At 68.4% G+C, this 12984-nt stretch carries 11 protein-coding genes; 5 read left to right on the top strand and 6 right to left on the bottom strand.

What is annotated here, in order from left to right:
* Nucleotides 1-12: 12 nt before the first annotated feature.
* The 3 genes from AMYAL_RS0124535 to AMYAL_RS0124525 are packed head-to-tail and all read right to left on the bottom strand — an operon-like array spanning nucleotide 13 to nucleotide 2068.
* Entirely contained in the window at nucleotides 13-870 is an 858-nt protein-coding gene (locus tag AMYAL_RS0124535; protein ID WP_020633906.1) for an oxidoreductase, read from the bottom strand.
* On the bottom strand, nucleotides 867-1625 hold the full coding sequence (locus AMYAL_RS46060; protein WP_020633905.1) for a TetR/AcrR family transcriptional regulator: 759 nt from the start codon (nucleotides 1623-1625) through the stop codon (nucleotides 867-869). Before AMYAL_RS46060 ends, AMYAL_RS0124535 begins: the two co-directional genes overlap by 4 nt.
* Nucleotides 1626-1654: 29 nt before the next feature.
* Nucleotides 1655-2068, bottom strand: coding sequence for a PGPGW domain-containing protein (locus AMYAL_RS0124525; RefSeq protein WP_020633904.1), 414 nt, complete (start codon nucleotides 2066-2068; stop codon nucleotides 1655-1657).
* 147 nt (nucleotides 2069-2215) lie between these two features.
* Here AMYAL_RS0124525 and AMYAL_RS46055 point away from each other — a divergent pair, with 147 nt between their 5' ends.
* Nucleotides 2216-3445, top strand: a complete 1230-nt coding sequence (locus AMYAL_RS46055) for an MFS transporter (protein WP_020633903.1) — start codon at nucleotides 2216-2218, stop codon at nucleotides 3443-3445.
* Nucleotides 3445-3786 carry a YciI family protein gene (locus AMYAL_RS0124515; protein ID WP_020633902.1) on the top strand — a complete coding sequence of 114 codons (342 nt, stop codon included), beginning with the start codon at nucleotides 3445-3447 and terminating at the stop codon, nucleotides 3784-3786. Before AMYAL_RS46055 ends, AMYAL_RS0124515 begins: the two co-directional genes overlap by 1 nt.
* 117 nt (nucleotides 3787-3903) lie before the next feature.
* Here the strand turns inward: AMYAL_RS0124515 and AMYAL_RS0124510 are convergent, their stop codons facing one another.
* Both AMYAL_RS0124510 and AMYAL_RS0124505 read right to left on the bottom strand, forming a co-directional pair.
* Nucleotides 3904-4482 (bottom strand): FMN reductase, encoded by a 579-nt coding sequence (locus tag AMYAL_RS0124510; protein ID WP_020633901.1) that lies wholly within the window; start codon nucleotides 4480-4482, stop codon nucleotides 3904-3906.
* The gene (locus tag AMYAL_RS0124505) at nucleotides 4479-5555 is read right to left on the bottom strand and encodes an LLM class flavin-dependent oxidoreductase (RefSeq protein ID WP_020633900.1); all 1077 of its coding nucleotides are present in this window, start codon (nucleotides 5553-5555) and stop codon (nucleotides 4479-4481) included. The genes AMYAL_RS0124510 and AMYAL_RS0124505 overlap by 4 nt, the downstream gene beginning before the upstream one ends.
* Before the next feature lie 134 nt (nucleotides 5556-5689).
* On the opposite strand from AMYAL_RS0124505, the gene AMYAL_RS0124500 reads away from it, so the two are divergent.
* Complete coding sequence (locus AMYAL_RS0124500) at nucleotides 5690-7114, top strand: glycoside hydrolase family 76 protein (protein WP_020633899.1); 1425 nt, start codon at nucleotides 5690-5692, stop codon at nucleotides 7112-7114.
* On the opposite strand, the gene AMYAL_RS0124495 is transcribed toward AMYAL_RS0124500, so the two are convergent.
* Entirely contained in the window at nucleotides 7098-7991 is an 894-nt protein-coding gene (locus AMYAL_RS0124495; protein ID WP_245193022.1) for a hypothetical protein, read from the bottom strand. The two genes, AMYAL_RS0124500 and AMYAL_RS0124495, sit on opposite strands and share 17 nt — an antisense overlap.
* Before the next feature lie 349 nt (nucleotides 7992-8340).
* Here AMYAL_RS0124495 and AMYAL_RS0124490 point away from each other — a divergent pair, with 349 nt between their 5' ends.
* Together AMYAL_RS0124490 and AMYAL_RS0124485 are read left to right on the top strand one after the other, a co-directional pair.
* Entirely contained in the window at nucleotides 8341-10392 is a 2052-nt protein-coding gene (locus AMYAL_RS0124490; RefSeq protein ID WP_020633897.1) for a DNA gyrase/topoisomerase IV subunit B, read from the top strand.
* A gap of 29 nt (nucleotides 10393-10421) precedes the next feature.
* A complete protein-coding gene (locus tag AMYAL_RS0124485; RefSeq protein WP_020633896.1) occupies nucleotides 10422-12908 on the top strand; it encodes a DNA gyrase/topoisomerase IV subunit A in 2487 nt (828 codons plus the stop codon).
* Nucleotides 12909-12984 lie beyond the last annotated feature (76 nt).

Below are 12984 nucleotides of genomic sequence, written 5' to 3'. Positions count from 1 at the left end.
CTTCACGGATCGCTAGGCGAGAGCGTCGAGGTCCGCGACGACGTCGGCGGGCAGTTTCAGGTCCGCGGCGGCGATGTTCTCGCGCAGGTGCTGCGGCGACGACGTGCCAGGGATCAGCAGGATGTTCGGCGACCGCTGGAGCAGCCACGCGAGCGCGACCTGCATCGGCGTCGCGTCGACACGGCGGGCGCAGTCGTCGAGCACGCCGGACTGCAGCGGGGTGAACCCGCCGAGCGGGAAGTACGGCACGAACGGGATGTTGATGGCCGCGAGCGCGTCGAGCAGGCCGTCATTGGCGCGGTTCGCGACGTTGTACTCGTTCTGCACGCAGACGACCGGCGCGATGGAACGGGCTTCCTTGACCTGCTCCGCCGAGACGTGGCTGAGGCCGAGGTGCCGGATCAGGCCCTGCTGCCGGAGTTCGGCGAGGACCTCGAACGGCTCGGTGATCGACACCGGGATCGGGAAGACGCCGTGCTCCCCCGCGAGCCGCAGGTTGACGACGTCGAGCACGTCGACGCCGAGGTTGCGCAGGTTGTCGTGGACCGCGGAGGTGAGCTCCTCACGCGAGAGCGCCGCGGGCCAGCCCTTGTCCGGCGTCCGCTTCGCGCCGACCTTCGTGACGATGTGCAGGCTGTCCGAGTACGGGTGCAGCGCCTCGCGGATCAGCTCGTTGGTCGCGTGTGGGCCGTAGAAGTCGCTGGTGTCGATATGAGTCACGCCCAGCTCGACGGCCTCGCGGAGGACGGCGATCGCGGTGTCGCGGTCGCTCGGCGGCCCCCAGATGCCGGGGCCGGACAGCCGCATGGCGCCGTAGCCCATCCGGCTCACGGTGAGATCGCCGAGGGTGTGGGTGCCGCCTGGGCTCATGATCGCTCCTTGTACGAGTGGGTTCCGCTCACCTTATGCAGCTCGGGCCGGTCCTGCGCGTGCGGGAAGGGAGCAAGGGACCTTTGCTCTCGCCCATGGCTCTGACCTGCGCGAACGACCAGGCCGACCAGCTGGTTCGCCAGTCCCTCGGTCAGCCCGTCGACGAACATCTCGCGGCCGGCTGGCGCTCCCCGTTCGGCCAGGACCGTCGCCACGGCCTCGCCAGGGTTCGCGTAGGGCCACAGTCCCGCGACAAGGATGAAGACGGCCTTCGCGAAATGCTGAGCCGCTTCGGCGCCCAACGGGACGCGGGCGCGGACGAGGTCGGCGAGCCGTTCGGTCCGTTCACCGGCCTGGGTCTTGAACGTCCTGGCGGTCTCCACGGAGATGTTGCGTTCGAGCACGGCGGCCATGGTGCTGATCAGCTCGCACAGCAGCCGCTGCCGCGAGATCGACTTCGCGATGACCGTCGCGACGTGCTCGTGATCGGCGTCCTCAAGCGCGCCCAGCTCGCCTTCGAGCTCGTCGAGCCACGCGACCCAGACCGAGTCGAGGACCTCCAGGAAGATCGCCTCACGGCTGTCGAAGTACCGAAGCACGTTCGACTTCGCCAGACCGACACGGTCACTCAGTTCGCGCAGGCTGATCCGGGAGACGGGCCGCTCGGCCAGGAGTTCACGCGCCACCCCGAGGATCGCCGTGCGCCGGGCCTCCACCTGTTCCGGCCGCCGCGCGCGCTGGAAGTCGGGGGACACGCGCCGCACGGTACCAGACCACCCGGCTGTTATTCGGCGTTGGCGGCCCTCCTGGCCTGCACCCGCTTGTAGCTCCAGATCAGCAGGGCGAACAGGATCAGCCCGGACAGGATCAGGCTCGAACCGGTGCTCCAGCCGGCGAGCGGCAGTCCGGGCACGACGCCCCAGACGACCCCCGCGGCCAGCAGGCCCAGCCCGGCCAGCACCGAACCCGCGATCCGCAGCGGAGACGAAACGCTGTCCTCGGCCGCCTTCATCGCCCTGTCGCGGATGGGGTCGACGTACTTCTCCACCGCCGGGAACTCCGAAGCCAGCACGAGCAGCCCCGCGAGCACCAGCAGCAGACCCGGTCCCGGCAGCACGAGGAGCGCGATGCCGACCAGCAGGAGAATGCCGCCCGCGACCAGGATCAGCGCCTGTTTCACGGGTTTTCCGATGCCCACGTCTTCTCCTCGCCGTCGTTCTTCGGACCGATTGTGCCGGGAACGCGCTGGTCCCGCCTGATCTGAAAACTCTCGGCCGGACCTGTCGGTTCCCGGCGAAGCCGTTCGTCGGTGGGGTGAACCACCCACCGAAGGACGGAGGCACGCATGCACCCCGACCCGCGCCGATGGCGAGCGCTGGCCCTGCTCTGCACGGCCAACTTCATGGTCATCCTCGACTCGCAGATCGTCGTGCTCGCGGTGCCGTCGATCGAGCGGGACCTCGGATTCGACGGCGGCGGGACACACTGGGTGCTCAGCGCGTACCTGCTGAGTTTCGGCCTCCTGCTCCTGCCGGGCGGTCGCGCCGCGGATCTGCTCGGCCGCCGCCGGACGTTCTCGGCAGGCACCGCGTTGTTCCTGCTCTCCTCGCTGTGGTGCGGGTTCGCGTGGAGCGACGACGTGCTGATCGCCGCACGGGTCCTCCAGGGGATTTCGGCGGCGCTGATGGCACCTAGCGCGCTCGCGCTGGTGATGACGACGTTCACCGACGACGGCGAACGCACCAAGGCACTCGCCGCGTGGTCGGGCGTCGGCGGCTTCGGCGCCACGGCCGCGCTGCTCATCGGCGGGACGTTGACGCGGGCGTTCGGCTGGGAGTGGGTGTTCTTCCTGAACGTCCCGGTCGCGCTCGTCCTGCTCGCGGCCACCCCGGTCCTGCTCACGGAAAGCCGTGACGTGTCACGCCGCGGGGCGCCGCTGGTCCCGCTGCGGATCTTCTCGTCGCGGATGCTCACCGGCGGCAACCTGGTGATGCTCACCAGCGCGATGGGCGCGTTCGCGGTCTCGTACCTGATCTCGCGCTACGCGCAGGAGGTGCTCGGTTATTCGCCGCTGCTGTTCGGCGTCGCGACGGCGGTGCTGCCGGTGATGGCGGTCTTCGGAGCCTACGGCGGACAGGCGCTGATCCCCAGGATCGGCGTCCGGGGCCTGGCCGTCGCGGGCACGGTCCTGCTGGGCGCCGGTTGCCTGGCGCTGGCCGGTGTCTCGCCGGACGGCGCCTACCTGACCGATCTCCTGCCCGGTCTCGCCGCGTTCGGCCTCGGGCTGGGCGCGGCCACGGTCGCCGGGCCGATGGCCGCGCTGGGCGGCGTCGACGCCGGGGACACCGGGCTCGCGTCCGGGATCACCACCGCCGCCTTCCAGCTCGGCGGCGCGTTCGGCGTCTCGGTAGCCTCGGCCGTGTCGGCGGCCGTCACCGGCACCGCGACGTCGGCGGAAGCCGTGACCGGCGGTTTCCGCGTGGGATTCGTGACAGCCGCCTGCTTCGCGGTACTGGGCCTGGCAATCGCTCTTTCGGCGCTGCGGCCCGGAAAAGCCCTGGTGTTGGAGGACTGATGCGCTACATGTTGCTGATCTGCGGGAACCCTCATCCCGGCGCGGACGGCTGCGACGACCCGCTCGACGAAAAGACGCAGGCGTGGGTCGACGAGATGACCGCTCGGGGGGTGCGGCTGTCCGGCAGCAGGCTCCGGTCGACGGCCACCGCGACCACCGTGCGGCACCGCGACGGCGACCTGCTCGTCTCGGACGGGCCGTTCGCGGAGACGAAGGAACAGATCCTCGGCTACGACCTGATCGAGTGCGCCGACCTCGACGAGGCGATCGAGGTCGCGTCGAAGCATCCGGTCACGAAGTTCGCGACCATCGAGATCCGGCCGATCTGGCCGACCCCCTGACGCCCTTTGCTCGGTCCGTGAAGGCCTCCTTGAGGGACTCTGAGTCCCTCAAGGAGGCCTTCACGGACTTGCACCCTAGGGACCCAGCGCAGGTGATAGCAAAGGTCCCTTGCTCCCTCACCCACCGGCCAGCAGCTGCTCGAAAGGCACGAAACCGCTGGCAGGAGGGATGGCAGGCGAGGACGAAAGCCGCGAAGCGAACTCCCGCCCGGCCCGCGAAGCCCGCGCGTCGAGATCCCCCGGAGAAGCCCAGTCCGACGAAGCCGCGTACACCGCCGTCGCGACAGGCTCGGCGCGAAGGTAGGCGAAGAGCGGACGCAGTGCGAAGTCGAGCACCAGCGAGTGCCGTTCGGTTCCGCCGGTGGCACCGATCAGCACCGGCTTCCCGTCGAGCGTCTTCTGCTCCAGCACGTCGAAGAACGACTTGAACAGCCCGCTGTACGAAGCGGTGAACACCGGTGTCACGGCGATCAGGCCGTCCGCGGCGGTCACCGTGTCGATGGCCGCGCGCAGGGCCGGGGAAGGAAACCCGGTCAGCATGTTCTTCGTGACGTCGATGGCGAGATCGCGAAGTTCGATCACCTCGATCTTCACGTCCGGCAGCGCGGACGCGGTCGCCGCGGCCAGTTTGTCCGCGAGCAACCGCGTCGAGGACGGCTGGCTCAACCCCGCGGTCACGACAGCGATCGTCGTCATACCGTCACCCCCGACAGAAGCGAAGCGTGCGTAGGCGCCTCAGGCACGTGAGAAGGACGAAGCGAGTCAAGTTCCTTACGCAGCACCGGGATCACGTGCTCACCCAAGAGGTCGAGCTGTTCCAGGACGGTCTTCAGCGGCAGCCCCGCGTGGTCCATCAGGAACAGCTGACGCTGGTAGTCGCCGAAGTGCTCGCGGAAGCTCAGCGTCTTGTCGATCACCTCTTGCGGGCTGCCGACGGTCAGCGGCGTCTGCTCGGTGAACTCCTCCAGCGACGGCCCGTGCCCGTACACCGGCGCGTTGTCGAAGTACGGCCGGAACTCCCGCACCGCGTCCTGCGACTTCGGCCGCAGGAACACCTGTCCGCCGAGGCCGACGATCGCCTGGTCGGCCTTGCCGTGCCCGTAGTGCTCGTACCGCTCGCGGTACAGGTTGATCAGCGACTGGAAGTGCTCCTTCGGCCAGAAGATGTGGTTCGCGAAGAACCCGTCGCCGTAGTAGGCGGCCTGTTCCGCGATCTCCGGGCTGCGGATCGAGCCGTGCCAGACGAACGGCGGGACCCCGTCGAGCGGCCGCGGGGTCGAGGTGAACTCCTGCAGCGGCGTCCGGAACTTGCCGGACCAGCTCACCACGTCCTCACGCCACAACCGGTGCAGCAGGTGGTAGTTCTCGATGGCGAGCGGGATGCCCTGCCGGATGTCCTGCCCGAACCACGGGTACACCGGGCCGGTGTTGCCGCGGCCCATCATCAGGTCGACGCGGCCGTCGGCGAGGTGCTGCAGCATCGCGAAGTCCTCGGCGATCTTCACCGGGTCGTTCGTGGTGATCAGCGTGGTCGAGGTGGAAAGGATGAGTTTCGACGTCTGCGCGGCGATGTACCCGAGCATCGTCGTCGGCGACGAAGGAACGAAGGGCGGGTTGTGGTGCTCGCCGGTCGCGAAGACGTCGAGGCCGACCTCTTCGGCCTTGAGCGCGATCCGCACCATCGCCTTGATCCGCTCGTACTCGCTGGGCGCCTCCCCGGTGGTCGGGTCGGTCGTCACATCGCCCACCGTGAAGATTCCGAACTGCATGACCTGCTCCTATGCCGGGTTGTTATTGCTTGAGCGTTCAACCTCACGCGCGCAAGAAGTATTCCAGACCATCGACGCGAGCCGAAAGGGTGACTTGATCGGCCCGGAAAGTGGCCGCCCCCACACTCGGATCCATGTGGATCGCTTCCCTGCTTGTGACAACGTTGACATTCGCTCTCACACCGGCCACCACCACTCCCGAACCCACCGTCTCGGCGACGATCTGCGCCCAGTACTGCGACAGCCGCGATCCCGCGCTGGCCGTCGGCGACAGAAGGCCCAATACGGCGACGGTCTGGGGCCGCGGTATCACGCTGCACCTCTCCGACGGCGACGACATGGGCTGGGGCGACATCGCCGACGGCGACCCCGGCGACGAGGTCTGGCTGGACCGCTCTTTCGACGGCGGCCGCACCTGGTCCGGCGACAGCCGGATCGGGAACACGAAGATCCCCGCCGGGCAGCGCGGCTGGCGGACCCTGATGTACAACGTGGACGACCCCGGCACCCACCGTTTCGGCGCCCTGCGCGCCTGCGGGAAGGCGGGCAACCGGCCGGAAATCGCCTGCACGCCGTGGTTCCGCACCACCGTCGCCGCGAACACCCGCGCCGAAGCCGCGGCCACCGCGCTCATGCAGTTCTACGACGGCGGCACCGGGCTCTGGCAGACCACGGGCTGGTGGAACTCGGCGAACGCGCTCACCGCGATCCTCGACTACAGCACCCGCACCGGCTCGCAGAACTACCGCCATGCCATCGCCAACACCTTCGATCGCAACCGCGGCAACAACTTCACGAACGAATACATCGACGACACCGGCTGGTGGGCGCTCGCCTGGATCCGCGCCTACGACCTGACCAAGGACCGCCGCTACCTCGACACCGCCGTCATCGCGGCGAACTACATGTACTCCTACCGCGACGGGACCTGCGGCGGCGGGCTCTGGTGGTCGACGGCGAAGACGTACAAGAACGCGGTCACCAACGAGCTGTACGTCAAGGTCGCCGCGTCACTGCACAACCGGCTCCCCGGCGACACCATGCAGCTGGCCAGGGCACGCGAGGTCTGGGACTGGTTCCGCGCGAGCGGCATGATCAACGGGAACGACCTGGTCAACGACGGGCTGAACTCCTCGTGCGCCAACAACGGGCAGGCCGTCTGGAGTTACAACCAGGGCATCGTCCTCGGCGCACTGGTCGAACTGGGCCGCGCGACCGGTGACGCCGCCCTGCTCACCCGCGCCCGTCAGCTCGCGGACGCGTCGACGACGACCTCGCTGCTTCACACGAACGGGATCCTGCGCGACCCGTGCGAGTCCGGTGACTGCGGGGCCGACGGACCGTCCTTCAAAGGCGCGTACGCCCGTGGTCTCGGCGAGCTGGACCGGGCACTGCCCGGCAGGCCGTACCGCGCTTACCTGACCCGCCAGGCGAATTCGACGATCGCGAACAACCGCACGTCGCTCGATCAGCACGGCCTGCGCTGGGCGGGACCGGCCGACAAGATCGACGCCGCCCGTCAGCACAGCGCGCTGGAGGTCCTCACGGCAGCCCTCTGAGCACCGGATCCGGGACGTGCAGCCAGGCGCGGACCTCGGTCTCCTTCTCGTGCACGAGCACCTGCCGGTAGCTCATCGTGTCGAGACCGGGGCCGCCCTGGTCCTGGACGTCCTCGTGGAACCGGTCCGAGACCAGCACGACCACGGGCGAGCCGTCCGGCGCCTCGGTCAGCGCGTCCCGCAGCACCCGTGAATCGAGCAGCCGGGCCAGCAGCACCTTCGGCCGCCCCGTCACGCCGTATTCGTCGAGCGTGATCTCGCCTGCGTGGACAGCCACGCGCACCCGGATCCGCAGCTCGGGCGCGGTCACCACGTTGTGCCGGGCCAGGTCCGCGGTGAGCCGGGACAGAAGCGGGTACAGCAGCCTGAACTTCGGGAACTGCGGCGGGACGACCACGATCATCCCGTCCCCGGTGTCCCGTTTCAGGCAGACCTCCCAGGCGATCCCGCTGCTCTCGAAAGCGTTCTCCAGCAGGCCGAAGAGCATCCGCCGGACCTGGACGAAGATCTCGCTGCTGCGCCCGACCTTGCCGAATCCGGCGATGTCGATCGAGAACAGCCCGCAGTGCATACCGGTCTCCACCCAGACCGTCGGCGGCGGATAGAGGATCTTCTTCCGCAGGAGGGCGAGGTGCACACAGGACACGGTGACGAACAGGATCGTGCCGAAGAACCACAGGAAGCCGAACGCGATCTCCGTGTTGTCCGCGTCGCCCGCCTGCGCGAGCGAGTAGAGCATCAGGCAGGACACCACCGCGTAGGCCAGCACCCACAGCCACACGACCGGACGGCGCAACCGCAGCGCGGCGTGCACGAACGGCAACGGCGCGAGCACGCCGAGCGACGCGACGACCGCCACGAAGTACCAGAGACTCACGACGCGCTGCACGGTCGAGGCGCGCGTGGGACCGAGTCCGACGACCACTTGCTTCCCCCCGTCACCCTGTGACACCGGAAACGATAACGCCTCATCAGAGGCGCGAGGAAGGTGTCCCGGTGACAGGTGAACCGGCAGGCAGGCGGCCGGGACGATACGAGCGTTCACTGACGGTCAGCGGAAGAGCGCGGTCGGATGACAGGGCGTGGCCACGAACAGGTGTTCGCCACACCGAGGGCGCTCGAGAAGAGTAACTGTCGGAGGGGACGGATATCCTCCAGTACGGTGTCGCGTTGAACGCCACCGTCACGAGCCAGTTCGCGAGCCACGACTCCAGGAGAAGTACCCAGTGACTGCTGAGACCCTGTACGGGGCCGACGACCTGACGCATCTCGAGGGTCTGGAAGCGGTCCGCAAGCGTCCCGGAATGTACATCGGCTCCACCGACAGCCGCGGCATCAACCACCTGTTTTCCGAGGTCGTCGACAACTCGACCGATGAAGGTGTGGCGGGTCACGCCGCGAAGATCGTGGTCACCCTGCACGCCGACGGCAGCGTCCAGGTCGACGACGACGGCCGCGGCATCCCCACCGGGACGCACGCGAAATCCGGTTTGTCCGGTGTCGAGCTGGTGCTGACGAGGCTGCACGCCGGCGGCAAGTTCGGCGGCTCGGGCTATAAGACCTCCGGCGGCCTGCACGGTGTCGGCGCTTCGGCGGTGAACGCGCTCTCGCACCGCTTCGACGTCACAGTGAAGCAAGAGGGCAAGGTCCACCAGATGTCGTTCGCGCACGGCGTGCCCGGCGTCTTCGACGGCCCCGGCCCGAAGGCCAAGTTCACCCGCAGGTCCGGGCTGAACATCACCGGGAAGATGAAGCGCGGCGAGCGTTCCGGCACGTCGATCCGGTATTGGTACGACTCCCGCTACTTCGAGACGGGCGCCGTGCTCGACGTCGAAGGCGTCCGCGCCAAGATGCGCAACACCGCGTTCCTGGTCCCCGGTGTCACGTATGTGCTGCGCACCGCCGTCGACGACGCGATCAGCGAAGAGACCTTCCACTTCCCCAACGGCCTCGCCGACATGGTCGACTTCCTCGCCCCCAGCGGCGAGAAACCCGTCTGCGGCACGCTGATCATCAAGGGCGAGGGCACCTACAAGGAGAACGCGGCCGACGCGAGCGGCGTCATGCAGTCCAATGTGGAGCGGCACGCGGAGATCGAGGTCGCGCTCCGCTGGGGCACCGGCTACGAGCGCACGGTGGAGACCTTCACCAACACCATCCGCAACGTGCACGGCGGCACGCATCGCCGCGGTTTCGACCGTGCGGTGCTGAAGTCCTTGCAGGACGCCATTTCCAAAACCCGCGGGCTGCTCAAGCCCAAGGAGGACATGCCGACGGTCGAGGACGTGCTCGAAGGCATGACGGCGGTCGTCCACGTCCGGCTGCCGGAGCCGCAGTTCACCTCGCAGACCAAGGACGAGCTGTCCACCGCCGGGATCACCCGTGTCATCCAGGGCATCGTCGACAAGCACATCCGGTCCTGGACCGAAGAGCGCAAGACCAAGTCCGAGGCGAAGATCGTGCTGCAGAAGGTGGTCGACGCGGCACGCGTCCGGCTCACCCAGAAGCAGCAGAAGGACGCCGCCCGGCGCAAGACCGCGCTCGAGGGCGCGGCCATGCCGCCGAAGCTGGTCGACTGCCGCACCACCGGCGTCTCCCGCAGTGAACTGTTCCTCGTCGAGGGTGACAGCGCGCTCGGTTCGGCGCGGATGGCGCGCGTGTCGGAGTACCAGGCACTGCTCCCCCTGCGCGGCAAGATACTCAACGTCCAGAAGGCGTCGCTCGGCGACACCTTGAAGAACGCCGAGATCGCCTCGATCGTGCAGGTGCTCGGCGCGGGCAGCGGACGCACGTTCGACCTCACGACCATGCGCTACGGCCGGGTGATCCTGATGGCCGACGCCGATGTCGACGGTTCGCACATCCGGACGCTGCTGATCACGCTGTTCGCCAAGTACATGCGGCCGGTGATCGAGGACGGCAGGCTCTACGCCGCGATGCCGCCGCTGCACAAACTGGTCACCAAGGGCCGCAACCCGGAGACCCACTTCACCTTCACCCAGAAGGAGATGGAGACCAAGTTCGCCGCGCTGGAACGCGCGGGCAAGCAGATCGTCACGCCGGTGCCGCGGTTCAAGGGCCTCGGCGAGATGGACGCCGACGAACTGTGGGACACCACCATGAACCCCGCCACCCGCTCGGTCCGCCGGATCACCCTCGACGACGCCGAAGCCGCGGAGAACGCGCTCGAACTGTTGATGGGCGAGAAGGTCGAACCGCGCCGCAACTGGCTGGTCGCCTCTTCCGACCGGGTCGACCGCGAAGCCATCGACGCCTGATTTCGTTGCTATTCAAGGAGCTTTGAGCAATGGCACGCCGTAAGGGCACCACCACCAAGGTCGACCCGTCAGCGTTCGACCGGCCCGGCGCGAACGTCTTCGACAACTCGCTGAAGACGGAGATCGAGGATTCGTACCTGGAGTACGCCTACTCCGTCATCCACTCGCGGGCGCTCCCGGACGCGCGGGACGGGTTGAAGCCGGTACACCGCCGGATCATGTACTCGATGAACGAGAACGGCTACCGGCCGACACACGCGTACGTGAAGTCGTCCCGCGTGGTCGGCGACGTGATGGGCAAGTACCACCCGCACGGTGACACGGCGATCTACGACGCCATGGTCCGGCTCGCGCAGGACTTCTCGCTCAACGTCCCGCTGGTCGACGGGCACGGCAACTTCGGCTCCCCCGACGACGGCCCGGCCGCCTCGCGGTACACCGAGGCGCGGCTGTCCCCGGAAGCGATGCTGCTGGTCGGCGAACTCGGCGAGGACACCGTCGACTTCCGACCGAACTACGACGGTTCGCTCGAAGAGCCGTCCGTGCTACCTGCGGCTTTCCCGAACCTGCTGGTCAACGGCACTTCCGGGATCGCGGTCGGGATGGCGACCAATATGATCCCGCACAACCTCACCGAGGTCATCGGGGCGGCGCGGTGGCTGATCAACCACCCGAACGCCACCCTCGACAAGCTGATGGAGTTCGTCCCCGGCCCCGACCTGCCGACCGGTGGTTCGCTGCTGGGCCTGGACGAGGTCCGCCGCGCCTACGAGACCGGCCGCGGCGTGGTGCGCATGCGCGCCAGCGCCGAGACCGGGCCGCTCGAAGGCAGCCGCGGCCGTCAGGCGATCACCGTCACCGAACTGCCGTACGGCGTCGGGCCGGAGAAGGTGATCGAGAAGATCACCGACGAGGTCAACAAGTCCAAGCGGCTCACCGGCATCGCCGACGTCAAGGACCTCACCGACCGCGAGAACGGCACGCGGCTGGTCATCGAATGCAAGGTCGGCGTGAACCCGCAGGCGCTGCTGGCGGATCTGTACCGCCTGACGCCGCTGGAGCAGTCCTTCGGCATCAACAACCTGGTGCTGGTGGACGGGCAGCCGCAGACGCTGGGGCTCAAGGCGCTGCTGGAAGTTTTCCTCAGCCACCGCTACGAGGTCGTCACCCGCCGCACGCGGTACCGCCGCCGCAAGCGCGAAGAGCGCCTGCACCTGGTCGAAGGCCTGCTGGCCGCCTTGCTCAACATCGACAAGGTGATCAAGCTGATCCGCGAGAGCGAGAACGCCGCGGCCGCCAAGGACGGCCTGATGACGCGGTTCAAACTCTCGGAGATCCAGGCGACGTACATCCTCGACACGCCGCTGCGGCGGCTCACGAAGTACGACCGGATCGAGCTCGAAGCCGAGCAGGACAAGCTGCGCGCGGAGATCGCCGAGCTGTCGAAGATCCTCGACGACGAGTCGGTGCTGAAGAAGGTCGTCTCGGCCGAGCTGGCCAAGGTCGCCAAGGACTCCCCCGCCGAACGCCGCACCGCGCTGATCGACGGCGACCTCAAGGAGGTCCTCGCCGCGTCGAAGCCGTCGGGTCCGCTGGAGGTCACCGACGACCCGTGCCAGGTGATCCTTTCGGCCACCGGGCTGGTCGCGCGGACGGCCGCGGAATCAGAGGAGGCGTCGGAAGTGCGGCGCCGCAACGGCCGCGTCAAACACGACTCGGTGTCCGCCGTCGTGCATTCGACCGCGCGCGGTCAGGTCCTGCTGGTGACCAACCGCGGCCGCGCGTTCAAGACCGACGTGCTGCCGCTGCCGGTGCTGCCCGAACAAGCGGGCACCGTGTCGCTGCGCGGCGGGATGGCCGCGAAGGAACTGGTACCGCTGGAGAAGGGCGAGCGCGTCATCGGCCTTGCCCCGCTCGGAGAGCAGGCCGCCGGCTCCCCTGGCCTGGCGCTCGGCACGAAACACGGCGTCGTGAAGGTGTGCGCGCCGGAATGGCCGGTCCGCTCGGACGAGTTCGACGTGATCAGCCTGAAGGACGGCGACGAGGTCGTCGGCGCCACCTGGCTCACCGACGGCGACGAGACGCTGGCCTTCTTGTCGTCCGAAGCGTCACTGCTGCGCTATGCCGCTTCGCTGGTGCGGCCGCAGGGTCTCAAGGGCGGTGGCATGGCCGGGATGGTCGTGCGCGGCGAGGCGGAAGTGGTCTTCTTCGGCGCGATCCGGACCGATGACGCCGAGCACGGCGAGCCGATGGTCGTCACCGCGACCGGCGCGAGCGTGAAGGTGACGCCGTTCAGCGAGTACCCGGCCAAGGGCCGCGCGACCGGCGGTGTCCGCGCCCAGCGCTTCCTCAAGGGCGAGACACGGCTGGTCGTCGGCTGGATCGGCCCGCGCCCGGCAGGCGCCGCCCGCAACGGCGACCCGGTGGAACTGCCGGAGGTCGACGTGCGGCGCGACGGCTCCGGCCACGCCCACCCCGGCCCCGAGGTCGTCGGTCACCTCATCGAACGCGACTGATTCGACCACCTCGGATCACCTCAGCCCCCTGACTCGCGCCTGGCGAGTCAGGGGGTTTTCCTGTGCCGGACGGCCA

Origin of the sequence: Amycolatopsis alba DSM 44262 (assembly GCF_000384215.1) — a bacterium.
GTDB lineage: Bacteria > Actinomycetota > Actinomycetes > Mycobacteriales > Pseudonocardiaceae > Amycolatopsis > Amycolatopsis alba.
Note: the sequence above shows the minus strand (reverse complement) of the source record. Positions and strands in the feature narration are given on the sequence as shown.